General features: G+C 71.0%; 15 protein-coding genes. 5 read left to right on the forward strand and 10 right to left on the reverse strand.

Features of this window, described 5'->3' with window-relative positions:
• The first annotated feature begins 2 nt into the window (after positions 1–2).
• Positions 3–401 carry a VOC family protein gene (locus ABZS40_RS03935; protein WP_354941645.1) on the forward strand — a complete coding sequence of 133 codons (399 nt, stop codon included), beginning with the start codon at positions 3–5 and terminating at the stop codon, positions 399–401.
• Positions 402–413: 12 nt separating this feature from the next.
• Here ABZS40_RS03935 and ABZS40_RS03940 read toward each other — a convergent pair whose 3' ends face one another.
• Positions 414–1,487, reverse strand: coding sequence for a GNAT family N-acetyltransferase (locus ABZS40_RS03940; RefSeq protein ID WP_354941647.1), 1,074 nt, complete (start codon positions 1,485–1,487; stop codon positions 414–416).
• Positions 1,488–1,577: 90 nt separating this feature from the next.
• Entirely contained in the window at positions 1,578–2,279 is a 702-nt protein-coding gene (locus ABZS40_RS03945; protein WP_354941649.1) for an amino acid-binding protein, read from the reverse strand.
• A gap of 150 nt (positions 2,280–2,429) precedes the next feature.
• Between ABZS40_RS03945 and ABZS40_RS03950 the strand changes: the two genes are divergently transcribed.
• Together ABZS40_RS03950 and ABZS40_RS03955 are read left to right on the forward strand one after the other, a co-directional pair.
• Positions 2,430–3,506: a phosphotransferase family protein gene (locus ABZS40_RS03950; RefSeq protein WP_354941651.1), complete on the forward strand. Its 1,077-nt coding sequence runs from the start codon at positions 2,430–2,432 to the stop codon at positions 3,504–3,506.
• Positions 3,506–4,717, forward strand: coding sequence for an acyl-CoA dehydrogenase family protein (locus ABZS40_RS03955; RefSeq protein WP_354941653.1), 1,212 nt, complete (start codon positions 3,506–3,508; stop codon positions 4,715–4,717). Before ABZS40_RS03950 ends, ABZS40_RS03955 begins: the two co-directional genes overlap by 1 nt.
• Positions 4,718–4,725: 8 nt before the next feature.
• On the opposite strand, the gene ABZS40_RS03960 is transcribed toward ABZS40_RS03955, so the two are convergent.
• From ABZS40_RS03960 to ABZS40_RS03985, 6 genes are all read right to left on the reverse strand, one after another.
• Complete coding sequence (locus ABZS40_RS03960) at positions 4,726–5,772, reverse strand: LacI family DNA-binding transcriptional regulator (RefSeq protein WP_354941655.1); 1,047 nt, start codon at positions 5,770–5,772, stop codon at positions 4,726–4,728.
• A gap of 82 nt (positions 5,773–5,854) precedes the next feature.
• Positions 5,855–7,276, reverse strand: coding sequence for a GH1 family beta-glucosidase (locus ABZS40_RS03965; protein ID WP_354941657.1), 1,422 nt, complete (start codon positions 7,274–7,276; stop codon positions 5,855–5,857).
• On the reverse strand, positions 7,273–8,115 hold the full coding sequence (locus tag ABZS40_RS03970; protein ID WP_210783187.1) for a carbohydrate ABC transporter permease: 843 nt from the start codon (positions 8,113–8,115) through the stop codon (positions 7,273–7,275). Before ABZS40_RS03970 ends, ABZS40_RS03965 begins: the two co-directional genes overlap by 4 nt.
• A 10-nt stretch (positions 8,116–8,125) precedes the next feature.
• Positions 8,126–9,097, reverse strand: a complete 972-nt coding sequence (locus ABZS40_RS03975) for a sugar ABC transporter permease (protein ID WP_354941660.1) — start codon at positions 9,095–9,097, stop codon at positions 8,126–8,128.
• Between the two features lie 109 nt (positions 9,098–9,206).
• The gene (locus tag ABZS40_RS03980) at positions 9,207–10,496 is read right to left on the reverse strand and encodes an ABC transporter substrate-binding protein (RefSeq protein ID WP_354941662.1); all 1,290 of its coding nucleotides are present in this window, start codon (positions 10,494–10,496) and stop codon (positions 9,207–9,209) included.
• A gap of 315 nt (positions 10,497–10,811) precedes the next feature.
• Positions 10,812–11,384 (reverse strand): plasmid pRiA4b ORF-3 family protein, encoded by a 573-nt coding sequence (locus ABZS40_RS03985; protein ID WP_354941664.1) that lies wholly within the window; start codon positions 11,382–11,384, stop codon positions 10,812–10,814.
• A gap of 150 nt (positions 11,385–11,534) precedes the next feature.
• Here ABZS40_RS03985 and ABZS40_RS03990 point away from each other — a divergent pair, with 150 nt between their 5' ends.
• Positions 11,535–12,281, forward strand: coding sequence for a pyrimidine reductase family protein (locus tag ABZS40_RS03990; RefSeq protein WP_354941666.1), 747 nt, complete (start codon positions 11,535–11,537; stop codon positions 12,279–12,281).
• A 4-nt stretch (positions 12,282–12,285) separates the two neighbouring features.
• Here the strand turns inward: ABZS40_RS03990 and ABZS40_RS03995 are convergent, their stop codons facing one another.
• Together ABZS40_RS03995 and ABZS40_RS04000 are read right to left on the reverse strand one after the other, a co-directional pair.
• Positions 12,286–13,023 (reverse strand): hypothetical protein, encoded by a 738-nt coding sequence (locus ABZS40_RS03995; RefSeq protein ID WP_354941668.1) that lies wholly within the window; start codon positions 13,021–13,023, stop codon positions 12,286–12,288.
• On the reverse strand, positions 13,016–13,534 hold the full coding sequence (locus tag ABZS40_RS04000; RefSeq protein WP_354941670.1) for a SigE family RNA polymerase sigma factor: 519 nt from the start codon (positions 13,532–13,534) through the stop codon (positions 13,016–13,018). Before ABZS40_RS04000 ends, ABZS40_RS03995 begins: the two co-directional genes overlap by 8 nt.
• A gap of 234 nt (positions 13,535–13,768) precedes the next feature.
• Between ABZS40_RS04000 and ABZS40_RS04005 the strand changes: the two genes are divergently transcribed.
• Positions 13,769–15,520: an ATP-binding protein gene (locus ABZS40_RS04005; RefSeq protein ID WP_354941672.1), complete on the forward strand. Its 1,752-nt coding sequence runs from the start codon at positions 13,769–13,771 to the stop codon at positions 15,518–15,520.
• Position 15,521 lies beyond the last annotated feature (1 nt).

Here is a 15,521-nt window from a genome sequence, read left to right on the forward strand (position 1 = left end):
GAATGGCAATGATCGCGCAGCTCTCCCTGGGCGTGTCCGACGCCGAGCGGGCGGGAGCGTTCTGGGCCGCGGCCCTCGGCCTCCGCCGCAGGGAGCCCCGATTCGCTGGCGACGAGTGGATCGTGCTGGAGCCGCCGCCGGGGGCCCCGGGCGTGGCCCTCGCGATGGACCTCAGCGAGAGCCCGGTGCCGGAGTTCCCCCGACTTCACCTGGATCTGGACGCCTGCGGGCGACCCCTCGACGAGGAGATCGACCGGCTGCTCGCCCTCGGCGCGCGAATCGTCGAGTGGCGGCACTATCCCACCGATCCGCATCCGACCGAACCGCCGTACGTGGTGCTCGCCGACCCGGAGGGCAATCGGTTCTGCGTGTCGGGCCACCGCGAGCCGCCCCGGTCCTGACAAGGACCCCCGCTAGGCGCCAGGCGAGAACGCGCCCGTCCGATCCGCAGTGGCGGCGACGGCGAGCGGGACGGTGAGGGTGAGCAGCCCGCCGTCGCGCTGCACCACAGTGGCCCGCCCCAGCCGGCGCAGCGTACGCAGCATCGGGTCGTTGGTGGCCTGCACGTGCAGCACCAGCGCCGCGTACCCGGCGCGGTCGGCGTGCTGAACCACCCGGCGCAGCAACGCCGAACCGAGCCCACGCCGCTGCCAGTCGTCGCGCACCAGCAGCGCCACCTCGGCCTCGTCGCCCTCGCCGAGGAGGTTCGCCATGGCGACCACCGACTCGGCCGTGCCGTCGGAGCCGGTGGTGCTGGCGATCAGCGTCAGCCCTCGGCTCGGCTCCAGCAGTCGACGCAGCCGGGCCGGCTGCGGCAGCGCCGCCCCGCCCAGGTAACGCCGCTGCCGGCTGCGCGGTGAGCACGCCTCGTGCAGCTCCACCACGCCGGGCAGGTCGTGGGCGCTGGCCGGCCGGACGGCCACCTCCGCGCCGTCGGGCAGCACCACTGTGACCTGTTCGGCGGCCCGGCGCGCCACTGTGGCGGCCAGCTCGACCAGGGCCTGCGCCCGCGCGTACTCCGCCGGGGTGAAGTCGGGCGCGGCCCGGCGCAGCGCGAACGAACCGCCCGCCGCGTCGGCCAGCAGCATGCTGGCCCCGGTGATCCCCCGTTCGACGCCGACCGACGCTGGTCGCCAGCTGACGACGTCGGCAGCGAGCAGGGTCCGCAACGCCTCGCCCGTCGCGTCCGGGTCACGCACCAGCCGGTTGGCGAGCCCGAGCACCCGGGTGGGCTGGTCGGCCAGACCACGCGCCTCGCTGCGCGTCACCCAGCAGTCCCGGCCCCGACCCCGCTCGACGGCGGCGATCAGCTCGGCCTCGTCGAGCGCGTCCGGCGCGTCGACCAGGAAATCGTCCACAGCGCCCTGCTCGGTGGGCTGCACCTGCACGGTGAGGATGTTGACTCCACGCAGCGCGAGACTCGCCGTGAGCACCGACAGGTAACCCGGTCGGTCGTCCACCGTCGCTCGGATCCGCCACAACGTCATGGTTGGCTCCCTTCCCCACCTAAGAGCCTCACCCCCGCCTGTTGCCGCCCGGTTGCCCGGCGGTGTCGGCCCGGGAACTCCTCGGGCCGCTCAGGGGCCGGCGACCACCGGCGGCGCGCCGACGAGATCGAGCCGGTCGCCGAGGATCACCGCGCAGGCGCGGACGAGCTGGGTGAGCCGGTCCACCTCGGTGCTGTGGAACGCCGCTGCGGAGAGGGTCTCGCTGGGCTCGCGGGCCACCACCAGCACCAGGCCCGCCCGGCCGAACGGCGCGATCGCGTGGTGGGTGCCGTCGGGCGTGGTCATCGACCGTCCGCGCAGCGGCGTCACCTCCGGCAACCGCGGGGGTACGGGAGCACGCCAGCTCGCGTACCCCACTGTCGCCCCGCCGCCCCCGGTCCGCGAGGCCCAGTCGACCGGCACCACGGCGGCCACTGCCCAGTCGGCGGCCAGCAGCCCCGGCACCGCGTCGACCAGGGTGGCCAACCCGTCGGCCGGGTTGGCCGCGACCTGGGCCAACAGCTCCGCGTCCTGGCCGGTGGTGGTGGGCGCGCCGATCGCCCGCCACACACCGTCCACCCGCACGCCCGGTATCGCCGCGAGGCCGGCCAGCAGCCGCTCCACCCGCGCCGCGCCCGGCCAGACGACAGTGAAGTCGTCCACCGCGCGCCCGCCGAGCCGTTCGAGGACCACCACCTGGACGATGTCCGCCCCGGAGACGCCCAAGGTGCGGGCGATCTGACCGAGGGTGCCCGGACGGTCCGGCAGGGTGACCCGAACTCGCAGCAACATGTCTGTCCCTCCGCTCGGCGGGCCGGCAAAAGAGCGGCCGGCAGGCTGACCCCAGCCTGGTAGTTGACCATTTCGTCCCTGTTGCAGGGGCATGTCCCGAGCGGAAATTCTGACCTTGACAACGTGAGCGGGCTGCCATCAACTAGTCGGATGAGCGATCCGGCCGTCGACGCGTCACGGCCGGGGGCCGTTCCCGCCTCCCCGGCAGGGCTGGCACTGGACCGTCTCGCCGACCACCTGGCAACGCACCGACCCGAGCTGGCCGGGCCGCTGCGTGCCCAGCTGATCGCGGGCGGCAAGTCCAACCTCACCTACCTGCTGCGCCTCGGCGACCGCGAGGTGGTGCTGCGCCGCCCACCGCTGGGGCACGTGCTGGCGACCGCGCACGACATGGCGCGCGAGTTCCGGGTCATCTCGGCGCTGGCGCCGACCGAGGTGCCGGTCCCGGGCGCGCTGCTGCTCTGCACCGACCCCGAGGTGATCGGCGCGCCGTTCTACCTCATGGAGCGGATGCCCGGCGAGGTGTTCCGCACCCGCGCGCAGACCGACCCGCTGGGCGACGAACGCCGCCGGGCCCTCGCCATGGCGATGATGGACACGCTCGCCGCGCTGCACAGCGTCGACCCGACCAGCGTCGGGTTGGCTGACTTCGGCCGCCCCGAGGGCTACCTCGCCCGGCAGGTCCGCCGCTGGGCAGGGCAGCTCGACCGCTCCCGCAGCCGCCCGCTGCCCGGCATCGACGAGCTGCGTGACCTGCTCGCGGCGACCGCCCCGGAGGGCGCGAACGCCGGCCGGATCGTGCACGGCGACTACCGGCTGGACAACCTCCTCGCCTCGGCCGACCCGGTCGCCGTGCACGCGGTGCTCGACTGGGAAATGGCCACCCTCGGCGACCCCCTCGCCGACCTGGGGCTGCTGCTGACGTACTGGGACGTGCTCGGCGGCAGCGACACCGCCGCCGGCAACCCCGTCGCCGACGGGCTCGGCCCGCGCGCCGGCTTCCCCACCGGCAGCGAGCTGATCGACAGGTACGCCGGACGCAGCGATGTCGACGTCGGGCCGCTGCACTGGCACGTGGCGCTGGGCTGTTTCAAGCTCGCTGTCATCTGCGAGGGCATCCACTACCGCCACACGCTCGGGCAGACGCTCGGCGAGGGCTTCGACCGGATCGGCGAGATGGTGGCACCGCTGGTCGCGCACGGGCTGACCGCCGCCAGGGAGCGGTGATGGACTTCTCATACGACAGCCGGACCGAGGAGCTGCGCGCCGAGCTGACAGGGTTCCTGACCGAGCATGTCTACCCGGCCGAGGCCGTGCACGCCGAGCAGGTGGCCGCCGGGGACCCGTGGTCGCGTACCCCGGTGTTGGCCGAACTGAAGGCGGAGGCCCGCAAGCGCGGCCTGTGGAACCTCTTCCTGCCCGACCCGCGCTACGGCGCCGGCCTGACGAACCTCCAGTACGCTCCCCTGGCCGAGCTGACCGGGCGCAGCCCGCACCTCGCGCCGGAGGCGGTCAACTGCGCGGCACCGGACACCGGCAACATGGAGTTGCTGGCCGAGTTCGGCTCCGAGGCGCAGCAGAAGCGGTGGCTGATGCCGCTGCTGGAGGGTGAGATCCGCTCGGCGTTCTGCATGACCGAGCCGGACGTCGCGTCCTCCGACGCCACAAACATCGCCACCCGGATCACCCGCGACGGCGACGAGTATGTGATCAACGGACGCAAGTGGTGGTCGTCCGGGGCGATGGACCCCCGCTGCGAGATCTTCATCGTGATGGGCAAGACGGACCCCACCGCCGACCGGCACCGCCAGCAGAGCATGGTGCTGGTCCCCCGGGACACCCCCGGTGTGACCGTACGCCGGGGCATGACCGTCTTCGGCTACACCGACGGTTCGCACGGCGGGCACGCCGAGATCGACTTCACCGACGTCCGGGTGCCGGCGGAGAACCTGATCGGCGCCGAGGGCACCGGTTTCGCCATCGCCCAGGCCCGGCTGGGGCCGGGCCGGATCCACCACTGCATGCGATTGATCGGAATGGCTGAGCGGGCATTGGAGCTGCTCTGCAAGCGTGCGCTCGGGCGGATCGCGTTCGGCCGACCGCTGGCCGAGCAGGGCGTGGTCCGGGAATGGATCGCCGAGTCCCGGGTCCGCATCGAGCAGGCCCGGCTGCTGGTGCTCAAGACGGCCTGGCTGATGGACACCGTCGGCAACAAGGGCGCGCACACCGAGATCCAGGCCATCAAGATCGGCACGCCGGCGATGGCGGAGTGGGTGATCGACAAGGCCATCCAGGGGTACGGCGGCGCCGGCGTCAGCCAGGACACCCCCCTGGCCGCCCTCTGGGCGCAGACCCGCACCCTGCGCCTCGCCGACGGCCCCGACGAGGTGCACCGCAACTCCCTGGCCAAGCGCGAACTCCGCCGCTGGGCCCCGTAACCCCACCCTCAGGCGGAGGCTCGGTGGACCAACTGGGTGTCCAGGAGGATGTGGGAGGCGGGTAGCTCCTCGCCACGGATCCGGGCCACCAGCAGGCGGGCCATCTGCCGGCCCATCTCCTCCACCGGCTGGAAGACGGTGGTCAGCGGCGGTTCCGCCTGTCGGGCGATGGTCGCATCGTCGAAGCCGATCACCGCGACGTCCTGCGGGACGCGCCGGCCGGCCTCGCGCAGGGTACGCAGTGCGCCGAACGCCATGAGGTCGGACGCGACGAAGACCGCGTCCAGGTCCGGGCAGACCTCCAGCAGCCGGCGCATTCCTGCCGCGCCGCTGCCCTCGCTGAAGTCGCCGTACGCGATCAGGTCGGGGTTGACGCTGGCGCCGGTGGCCTTGACCGCGTCGGTGTAGCCGGCCAACCGGGCCAGGCCGGCACCCATGTCCTGCGGACCGGCGATGGTGGCGACGCGTCGCCGCCCCTGCCTCGCCAGGTACTCCACGGCCTGCCGGGCCCCGCCAACGTTGTCCACGTCGACAAACCAGGCCGGCTGGGCGCCGGGTTGCAGCATGCGGGCGGGCCGACCGCCGAGCACGGAGGGCAGGCCGCGTTCCTCCAACAGCGTCGGCAGCGGGTCGGAGTCGTGCAACGACAGCAGCAGTACGCCGTCGACGTGCTGGTTGGTGAGGTGGTGCTCGACCCGCTCCCGCTCCACCGGCGACTGTGCCATGGCCAGCCAGAGCTGCATCGGCGTCTCCAGCAGCCCGGAGCTGATCCCCCGCACGATGCTGGCGAAGAACGGCTCGGTGAAGACCCGCTCGCCGGATTCGGAGACCACCAGCGCGACGGAGTCGGTCCGCTGGGTGACGAGCGCACGGGCGGCCCGGTTCGGCACGTACCCCAGCTCCGCGATGGCCTGTTGGACCGCGGCCCGGGCCTCCGGGCTGACCTGGGGCGAGCCGTTGACGACGCGGGAGACCGTGCCCCGACCGACGCCGGCACGCGCCGCGACCGCGTCGAGGGTCGGGCGCCCGAGCGACCGGGTGCGCTGCGTTGTCATCGTCTGCTCCTCCGACGGCGGACGGACCCGGCACCACCTGCGGGAGGTGGACGCCGGGGCCGTCCTGATGGCTGGCCCGAGCCTATTGTGCGGCCAGACCGTTGCGCCGGATCACCGAGGCGTACCACTTGGCGCTGGACTTGGGGGTGCGGACCTGGCTGTCGTAGTCGACGTGGATCATGCCGAACCGCTTGGTGTAACCCCAGGCCCACTCGAAATTATCCATCAACGACCAGGCAAAGTATCCCCGCAGGGGCACTCCGGCGTCGATCGCCTGGTGGGCGGCGCGCAGGTGGGCGTCGAAGTAGGCCAGCCGATCGACGTCGTCGACCTGCCCGTCGACCACCGAGTCGACGAACGCGGAGCCGTTCTCGGTGACGTACAGGGGCAGATCGGTGTAGCCGTTCACCCGGCGCAGCGTCTCGGTCAGGCCCGGGGCGTCGATCTCCCAGCCCATGTCGGTGACCGGGACACCACGGGTGACGAACCGGACGTCCTCGCTGCCCGGCCAGCACGAGGGGGCCGGGTCGGCCTCCACGCCCTCGACCGGCGCGGCGACCACGTGCCGGCTGTAGTAGTTGACCCCGACCAGGTCCAGCGGCGTGGAGATGGTCGCCAGGTCGCCGTCGCGCACGTGCTCGAAGTCGGTCACCGTGCTGAGGTCGGCCACCAGGTCCTCCGGGTACGACCCGCGCAGCAGCGGGTCCAGGAAGAACCGGTTGGCCAACCCGTCGATCCGCCGGGCGGCGTCCCGGTCGGCAGGCGTGTCGGTGGCCGGGTCGACCGGGTAGAGGTTGACGGTCACGCCCACCTCGGCGGCCGGCCGGGCGGCCCGCAGTGCCTGCACGGCCAGGCCGTGACCGAGCATCAGGTGGTGTCCGGCGCGCACCGCGTCCGCTCCGTTGGTGCGGCCGGGGGCGTGCACGCCGGAGCCGTAGCCGAGGAACGCGGAGCACCACGGCTCGTTCAGCGTGGTCCAGTAGCGCACCCGGTCACCGAGCGCGTCGGCCACCAGCGTCGTGTAGTCGGCGAAGCGGGCGGCGGTGTCCCGGGCCGGCCAGCCGCCGGCGTCTTCCAGCGGCTGCGGCAGATCCCAGTGGTAGAGGGTGAGCCACGGCTCGATGCCGTTGGCCAGCAGCTCGTCCACCAGTCGCCGGTAGAAGTCCAGGCCGCCCGGGTTGGCCGCGCCGCTGCCGGCGGGCTGCACCCGGGACCAGGAGACCGAGAAACGGTACGACTTCAGGCCCAGCTCGGCCATCAGCGCGACGTCGTCGCCGAGGCGGTGGTAGTGGTCGCACGCCACGTCCCCGGTGTGCCCGGCGACGACCCGACCCTCGGTGTGGCTGAAGGTGTCCCAGATCGACGGGGCACGGCCGTCCACGGCCGCCGCCCCCTCGATCTGGTACGCCGCCGTCGCGGCCCCCCAGAGGAATCCGGGCGGAAAGGTCAGCCCGGGGCGCTCGTCGAGGACGTCGACGGCGGGTGGGCTGGCGGGGTTGCTCACGACTTGACGGCACCTTCCATGATCCCGCCGATGATCTGGCGGCCGAACACGAGAAAAACGATTACCAGGGGGATGGTGCCGATCGCCGTGGCGGCGAACACCTGGGAGTAGTCGGTGTAGTAGGCGTACGACAGGAAGGAGAGCGAGACCTGGAGGGTCGGGTTCTCCGGGGTCAGGATGGCGTACGGCCAGATGAACGAGTTCCAGGTCTCCATGAAGGTCAGCAGACCGAGCACGCCGGCGGCGGGCCGCAGCGCGGGTAGCACGATGCTCCAGTAGATCCGGAACGTGCTGGCGCCGTCGACGCGGCCGGCCTCGATCAGCTCGTCGGAGATGGCCTGGCTGGCGTACTGCCGCATCATGAACACGCCGAAGGCGCTGACCAGGAACGGCACGGTGACCGCGTAGAGGGTGTCGTACCACCCCAGGTCCTGCATCATGGACCAGAGCGGGATGAGGCCCATCTGGGTCGGGATCATCATGGTGACGATGATCGCCAGCAGCAGGGCGTTGCTGCCCCGGAACTTCAGCTTGGCGAAGGCGAACCCGGCCAGTGAACCGGTGAGCACCACCGACACGGTGACCACCGAGGACACGATGATCGAGTTCATCATGCCGGTGAGGAAGTTGGCGGCGTCGTTGTCGAGCACCCGCCCGAAGTTGTCACCGAACGCGCCACCGGGAGTCAGCGGCGGCGGCACGTCGTTGATGTTGTCCAGGCTGCGAGAGCCGATCACCAGCATGTAGTAGAACGGGTAGATCGACAGCAGCGCCGCCAGGACGAGCGCCAGGTAGGTCAGCGGGCTGGTGCGCCACAGGCGCTGGGAAGCCGAGATCATCGATCTCTCCTCACTTCGCCGAGCGGCGGACGAGTAGGAAGTTGAACAGCGACACCACGATAATGATCATGAAGATCGCCCAGGCGACAGCGGCTCCGTAGCCGGCGGTGTTCAGGTTGACGATGCCCATCTCGTACATGTACATGGCCAGCGTCTGGAACTCCCGCTGGTTGCCGCCGATGATGTTGCCGTTGCCGAAGAGCAGGGGCTCGGTGAAGAGCTGCATGCCGCCGATCGTGGAGAGGATGACCACGAAGATGAAGGTGGGCTTGAGCATGGGCAGGGTGATCTGCCAGAACTGTCGCCACGGGCCGGCACCGTCGATCTCCGCGGCCTCGTAGAGGTCCTTCGGGATCGCCTGCATGCCGGCGAGCAGGATCAGGGTGTTGTACCCCGTCCACCGCCAGTTGACCATGGAGGAGATGGCCGTCCAGGAACTCCACCGGTGCCCGTCCCAGTCGACCGGGTCGACACCGACGAAGCTGAGCAGCCAGTTGAACAGGCCGAACTCCCGCTGGAACAACATCCCGAAGACGATCGCGACGGCGGCCACCGACACCACGTTCGGCATGAAGATGGCCATCCGGAAGAAGGTCTTGGCGCGCAGGAAGGTCCGGTTGAGCAGGTTCGCCAGGAAGAGGGCGAGCAACAACTGCGGGAGGGTCGACAGGGCGAAGATGCCGAACGTGTTGACCAGCGCGTTCCAGAAGTACTCGTCGGACACCAACCGGGTGTAGTTGTCGAAGCCGATGAACGTGTGCTCACCGATCATGTCCCAGTCGTGCAGCGACATCCAGGCGGTGCGCAGCATCGGGTACAGCCCGAATACGCCGAAGATCAGGAAGAACGGGGCGATGTAGAGGTATGGCGAGTACTTGACATCGAGGCGGTTGAGTAGCCTTCCCCGTTGACGTCGGCGATCGACGTCGGGAGAGGGCGGTGCTGCTGGCGACGGCCGTGCCGTCGTGGCCGACAGGCTCATGCGAATTTCCTTTTCCGGCGAGGCCCGGGGGCCCTCGCGCAGGGCGCTACGCGGAGGGGACCGGCCGGTGGCGTCCGGGAAACCCCGAACGCCACCGGCAGGGAATCACTCAGAATGCGCCCTGAGTCTTGGCGTCCTTCGTGAACTGCTCCCAGGCCTTCGCCTTGTCGGCCTGCCCGTTCTCGAACGCCCGCAGAGCCGGCTCGAGTGCGTTCTCCTTGACCGCCTGGTGCTTCGGACCCAGGTGGGTCGGCTGGATCTTGGCGACGCTCTCCCCGAAGATCTTGCCGGTCGGCGCGTTGCTGAAGTACTCGTTGGTGTAGCTGATGAACGCGTCGTTCTTCAGCGCCTCCAGGTTCGTCGGCAGCGGACCCTTGAGCTTGAAGGCCTCGACCTGGCTCTTCGCGTTGGTCAGGTACTCGGCGAGCTTCGCCGCCTCCTTCGGGTACTTGCTCTGCGCCGGAACAGCGAGCCACGAGCCGCCCCAGTTACCGCCGCCGCCCGGCACGGACGCGACATCCCACTTGCCCTTGTTGGCCGGACCGGAGTTGTCCGACACGATGCCGAGCATCCAGGACGGGCAGAAGGTGGCCGCGAAGGTGCCCTGCTTGAAGCCACCCGACCACTCCGGCGACCAGGTGGACGCCTTGGCGGAGATGTCCGCCATCGAGGTGGCGGTGTCCCAGGCGTTCTTCACCGCGGGGCTGGTGTCCGCGATGATGTTGTCTTCCTTGTCGTAGAACAGGTCACCGTTGCCCTGGAAGAGCACACCGTTGGAGACGGCGGTGATCGAGTCGATGAACGCCTTGCCGCCGCTGCCCTGCTTGTACTTCAGACCGGCGTCGTGGAAGCCCTTCCAGTCCGGCCAGAGCGCCGACACCTGGTCGCGCTCGGCGGGCAGGCCGGCCGCCTGGAAGAGGTCCTTGCGGTAGCAGACGGCGAGGCTGCCGACGTCGGTCGGCAGGCCGATCAGCCGGCCGTCCGGCGCCTTGCCCAGCTCCCACTTCCAGGGCAGGTATTCCTTGGAGTGGTCGGAGGTCAGCGGCGCGAGGTCGGCCCAGTTGCGCGCGTTGGGCTTGAACTCGTTGAGGATGCCCTCTTCCAGGGCGGTGACGTCCGCCGCGCCCTTGCCGGTGGCCAGGTAGCGGACCAGCTTCGGACGGTACTCACCGAGCTGTGCGGTCTTGCGCAGCTCGACCTTGATGCCGGTGTCCTTCTCGTACTGCTTGACGAGCTCGTCGTAACCCATCTCGCCGAAGGTGTCGACGACCAGCTTGGCCGGCTTCTCGCCGGCCGCCGGCTTGTCGTCGTCGTTGCCGCAGGCCGCGAGACCGCCGATTGCGGTGATCGCGGCCAGGGCAGCGGCCGCCAGGCGGGTACGCCGCGTGGTGACACTCATGCGCTGACCCCTCTTTCCGGTGGTGAGGCTGATGTGTGTGGTGGGGGGTGTCTCATCGCGCCAGGCCGGGGATGCGTGAGTGACCCATGCCACCTCCGGGAGCGCTCCCATGAGATTGCCGGCGGGTAACGGGAGTGTCAATAGGACGTTGGGAGCGTTCCCAGATCGTTACCGCTGACCACTCCCACCGCACCCACCCCAACCACACCCCACGCCCCACCCCTGGTGATCAAGAGATTTCGGTCAGGAAAGGTGGCCCCACAGACGCAAACCTCTTGATCGACTACGCCCCGGGTCCCGGAGGGCCGGGGGCGGTCAGCAGAAGTGGCGGAGAAGGGTGGTTGCGCGGGCGGGGTCGAAGCGGGACGGGTCGAAGGAAAAGCACGCCCATTCGTGCAACAGCCCGTGGCTGGGGCTGACCAGATCGGCCAGGGCGGTCGGGTCGGTCGGGTCGGTCGGGTCGGCCAGGAGCGCCTGGTAGCCCATTGGCCCGCCGACATCCTCCGGCGGGCAGGCCCGCTCGCCGGCCAGGCAGACCGGATACCGCTCGTCGGGGTCGGCGGTCAACGCGTCCTCCACGACCAGGTCGTGCTCCCACCAGTCGCCGAAGTCGTACGTGTAGGAGAACCGGCTGCCCTTACCGAGCACCGCGTCGAGCCGCACGTCCAGCTCGTCGTGCAACGCCAACTCCCCGTCCGGGTCCGGCTCGCCGTACTGCATCGCGTCGATCTCGAACGAGTGCAGGTGGCAGTCCCGCCAACCCATCGCGTGCTGCACCACCCGGTGCAGCCGGTCCAGCGTGTAGCCGGCCGGCACGAGCACCCGGCGCCACACCGGCGGGCGGGTCCCGGCGAGGGACATCTTCAGCTGGAAGATCTGACGCGACATGCTGTCCTGTCCTCCCGCGGCTTAGGCTGCGAGCATGATCTGCCGAGCGTGCCGGGCCCGGCGACACGACGACTGCCCGGGCCGGAACTGGTGCGACTGCCAGCACCGTACCGCCGAACCCACCCCTCCGGTCACCGGTCCGGCCGGCGAATGACCGTCGGAATTCCGATCCGACGGCTCTGGCCCGAGCCGTCGACGCAGCCGCTCGACGACGCCGCGCTGACCTCCCTCTACGGCCGCGCCGACCAGCCCCGACTGCGGGTGAACTTCGTGGCCAGCCTCGACGGCGGGGTCACCGTGGACGGCTACTCCGCCGGTCTCTCCGGCGAGCCGGACAAGCGGGTGTTCGGCCTGCTGCGGATGGTCTGCGACGCCCTGGTGGTGGCCGCCGGCACGCTCCGCCACGAGGAATACCGGGCGGTCCGGCTGAACGAGCGCCGCCGCGCCTGGCGCCGCGCCAACGGGCTGGCCGAGTACCCGACGCTGGTGGTCGTCTCCGGTTCGCTCGACCTGGATCCGGCGCAGGCCGCCTTCGCCGACGCGCCGACCCGCCCGGTGGTGCTCACCCACGCCGACGCCGACCCGCCGCCCGGGCTGACCGACGTCGCCGACGTGCTGCGCTGCGGCACCGAGCGGGTCGACCTGGCCGTCGGTCTCGCCGAGCTGCACCGACGCGGGCTCACCCAACTGCTCTGCGAGGGCGGCCCGCACCTGTTCGGCGCGCTCACCGCCGCCGACCTGGTGGACGAGCTGTGTCTCACCGTCTCGCCGCTGCTGGCCGGCCCCGGCCCCGGCCGGATCATCGCCGGCGACGCCGCACCGCCCCGGCACCTGGCACTGCGGCACGTGCTCGCCGCCGAGGACGGTGTCCTCCTGCTCCGCCACGCCCGCCCGTGAGATCTCAGTCGATGAGCACCGCCCCGGGAGCCCACGGGATCTGGTACCGCCGGCCGTCCTCGGTGCTCGCCCAGACCTGCACCTCTTCGTACGGCTCGGCGGCGACCACCTCGACCACCGCGCCCCGCGGCGCCGCGCCGAGCGCATGCGGCACGCCGTTGGCGACGACCTCGACGGTACGCCCCTGAGGCGCCTGGACCAGGACGTAGAGCCGGCCGCCGGAGCGACGGGCCACGGCAACGCCCAGCCCACTGCCGGTGGATCGGAGAGCCGCGCAGACCACATCACCGTCGACGCAGGCCAGGTCGTACGTGAGGTAGTCGAGCAACCGGCGCGGTTCATCCACGTCCGGGGCGATCAGGACCTCGACCGCCTGTCCCCCGGCGGCCCGCTCCTCGGCGCGTGGTTCGCGTCGGATCAGCACGAGCGTCTCGGCACCGACCCGGCCGACCGCCACGACCTGCGCCTGCGTCACCGGTCGACCGTCAGAACCGACGATCCCGTCCGGAACCTCGGCAGCGGCGATCGGCCCGGTGCCCCCGCCCTCGCTACCGAGCGGCCCCACCTGTGGGAGCAGCAGTGCCCCGGCGGCGACCACCACGGCCACCGTGCCGCCAGAGAGCAGCAGACGCCGACGGCGACGCGCCCGGCTTCTCGTGACGACCCGTTGGACGAGACCGGGTGGCAGCTCCACTGCCGCGACGGCGTGCTCGAGCAGAGCGGCCACCTCGTTGTCACGCATGGTTCTCCTCCGCGAGGTCGAGGTCGAGTGGGGGAACACCGGCCGCCTTCAGTCGGGCCCGCAGGCGGTGCAGACCGCGGGAGGCCTGGCTCTTCACCGAGCCCACCGAACATTCCAGTTCGGCAGCTGCCTCCGCCTCGGAGAAGCCAAGCCAGTACCCGACCACCACCACCGCCCGCATTCGCGGCGGGAGCTCCCGCAGTGCCGTCAGCAGCAACTCGCGGTCGTCGACCCGGGTCATCTCATCCTGCTGCGGCACCGCGTCCGGAAGGCCGGCCACCCGACGTCGGTTCCACGGCGAGCGCCACCGGCTGACGAGCCGGTTGGTCATCGCACGACGTAGGTAGGCCTCCGGCTGCCGTTGCCGGACCACGTGCCAGCGCGGGTACGCCTGCTCCAGCACCTCCTGCAGCAGGTCCTCGGCGTCCGCCCGCTGCCCGGTGATCAGTACGGCGAAGCGGAGCAGTCGCGGGCCGCTCGTCGCGACGAAAGCGCCGAAGTCGTCGTTCATACGTGCTCCATGCCTAGGTAACGCGACCGGCGCCCCGGGAGTTGAGTCCCGGCCTTGCGCGGTGCACGCGGACACGACTCCCACCCACCTCATGCGCTCGGTCGAGCACCCTGCGTCATGAGTGTGACGGCGCATGGTGTCGTCCGCCGCGTCGCATGGCGACCTGTCGTACTCCTCGGGCAGGATGCACCTCATGGTTCCCGACCGTGCTGCCCGAGCGACCCGAGTCGCCCGATGACCGACGCCGACCTCGACAGCCCGGGCGAGGCGGTCGGGCGGGTGCTGGGCACCGCCGACGCCACCCCGTTGCAGTTCTGGACGGCTGTGGCGCCCGGCAGCTACCTCCAGCTCGACGACGTGGTGGTCACCCGACGGGAGCTGCCGAACCGGGAGCCGGTGACGATCGCCGGGGTGGTCACCCAGGTCCGCGCTCGGCACGAGGGCGCCCAGTTCGACTCCGACGTGTTCGCCATCGCCGACGGCACACTGCCCGCGCAGGTGCAGGAGGCGGCCGAGATCACCACCACCCGGGTCGACCCCGAGCTGTACGTGCCGCCGACCCCGGGCGCGGTGGTGCACCGGGCCGAGGGCGACGCCCGGGCGCGCGCGCTGCACTTCGACCGGATGGAGCGGCGCATCCCGATGGGGATGGGTCGGGACGGGGTCCCGGTCTACCTCAACGCCGACTTCCTCGACGGCAGTCGGGGCGCGCACGTCTCCATCTCCGGCATCTCCGGTGTCGCCACCAAGACCAGCTTCGCCACCTTCCTGCTCTACTCGGTGTTCCGCTCCGGCGTGCTGGGCGGCGACGCTGTCAACGCCAAGGCGCTGATCTTCAACGTCAAGGGTGAGGATCTGCTCTTCCTGGACCACCCCAACACCCGCCTCGACGAGCCCACCAGCGCGGCGTACGCGAAGCTCGGGTTGAGCGCCGGCGCCTTCCCCGACGTGCGGGTGTACGCCCCGCCCCGTGTCGGTGACGCGGCCGGCACGCCGGATGTGAGCAGCCGGCTCACCGGCGTCGACGCCTTCTACTGGACGCTGAGTGAGTTCTGCACCGACCGTCTGCTGCCGTACGTCTTCGCCGACGCCGACGACGAGCGCCAGCAGTACACGATGGTGGTCCACTCGGTGGCCGCGCACCTGGCCCGCTACGCCCAGCCCGCCGACGGCGGGGTGAGCATCGACGGGGTCCGGCTCGGCTCCTACGGCGATCTGGTCGACCACATCGTCGATCAGCTCAACGACGACGAGACCCGTTCCGACTGGGCGGGCAGCGCGGTGGGGCTGGGCACCGTCAACGCGTTCGCCCGGCGGTTGATCGGCAGCAAGAAGGACCTGGCCCGGCTGATCCGCGGTGACCTCGCCACCCGCCGCCCCCACTCGATCAACACGAGCGAGTCGGCCCAGGTCACTGTGGTCGACCTGCACAACCTTCCCGACCGCGCGCAGCGGTTCGTGGTCGGTGTGACGCTCAAGAGCGAGTTCGAGCGCAAGGAGAAGTCCGGCACCGCCAAGCCGCTGCTCTTCGTCGTCCTCGACGAGCTCAACAAGTACGCCCCCCGGGAGGGCTCCTCGCCGATCAAGGAGGTCCTGCTGGACATCGCCGAGCGGGGCCGCTCGCTCGGGGTGATCCTGATCGGCGCGCAGCAGACGGCGAGCGAGGTGGAGCGGCGGATCGTCACCAACTCGGCGATCCGGGTGGTCGGCCGGCTCGACCCGGCCGAGGCGTCCCGCCCGGAGTACGGCTTCCTGCCGCCCGCGCAGCGCCAGCGCGCGTTGCTGGCCAAGCCCGGCACCATGTTCGTCAACCAGCCGGACATTCCGGTGCCGCTCTGCCTGGAGTTCCCGTTCCCGGCCTGGGCCACCCGGGTCTCCGAGGCGGGCCGGGCACCATCGGAGACGCTGCGCTCGATCACCCAGTCCGCCGACCCGTTCGCCGTGGTGGGCTCCGGCGGCGGCACCGACGACGACATCCCGTTCTAGC

The organism is Micromonospora sp. NPDC005324, from assembly GCF_040607155.1.
GTDB classification, from domain to species: Bacteria; Actinomycetota; Actinomycetes; order Mycobacteriales; family Micromonosporaceae; genus Micromonospora; species Micromonospora trifolii.

Excerpts from the sequence above, each read along its gene's own strand:
- ABZS40_RS03960 (WP_354941655.1), bottom strand. The coding sequence starts at position 5,772 with ATGACAACGCAGCGCACCCGGTCGCTCGGGCGCCCGACCCTCGACGCG.
- ABZS40_RS03950 (WP_354941651.1), top strand. The coding sequence starts at position 2,430 with ATGAGCGATCCGGCCGTCGACGCGTCACGGCCGGGGGCCGTTCCCGCC.
- ABZS40_RS04005 (WP_354941672.1), top strand. The coding sequence starts at position 13,769 with ATGACCGACGCCGACCTCGACAGCCCGGGCGAGGCGGTCGGGCGGGTG.
- ABZS40_RS03990 (WP_354941666.1), top strand. The coding sequence starts at position 11,535 with ATGACCGTCGGAATTCCGATCCGACGGCTCTGGCCCGAGCCGTCGACG.
- ABZS40_RS03940 (WP_354941647.1), bottom strand. The coding sequence starts at position 1,487 with ATGACGTTGTGGCGGATCCGAGCGACGGTGGACGACCGACCGGGTTAC.
- ABZS40_RS03945 (WP_354941649.1), bottom strand. The coding sequence starts at position 2,279 with ATGTTGCTGCGAGTTCGGGTCACCCTGCCGGACCGTCCGGGCACCCTC.
- ABZS40_RS03955 (WP_354941653.1), top strand. The coding sequence starts at position 3,506 with ATGGACTTCTCATACGACAGCCGGACCGAGGAGCTGCGCGCCGAGCTG.
- ABZS40_RS03935 (WP_354941645.1), top strand. The coding sequence starts at position 3 with ATGGCAATGATCGCGCAGCTCTCCCTGGGCGTGTCCGACGCCGAGCGG.
- ABZS40_RS03970 (WP_210783187.1), bottom strand. The coding sequence starts at position 8,115 with ATGATCTCGGCTTCCCAGCGCCTGTGGCGCACCAGCCCGCTGACCTAC.
- ABZS40_RS03975 (WP_354941660.1), bottom strand. The coding sequence starts at position 9,097 with ATGAGCCTGTCGGCCACGACGGCACGGCCGTCGCCAGCAGCACCGCCC.
- ABZS40_RS03985 (WP_354941664.1), bottom strand. The coding sequence starts at position 11,384 with ATGTCGCGTCAGATCTTCCAGCTGAAGATGTCCCTCGCCGGGACCCGC.
- ABZS40_RS03995 (WP_354941668.1), bottom strand. The coding sequence starts at position 13,023 with ATGCGTGACAACGAGGTGGCCGCTCTGCTCGAGCACGCCGTCGCGGCA.
- ABZS40_RS03980 (WP_354941662.1), bottom strand. The coding sequence starts at position 10,496 with ATGAGTGTCACCACGCGGCGTACCCGCCTGGCGGCCGCTGCCCTGGCC.
- ABZS40_RS04000 (WP_354941670.1), bottom strand. The coding sequence starts at position 13,534 with ATGAACGACGACTTCGGCGCTTTCGTCGCGACGAGCGGCCCGCGACTG.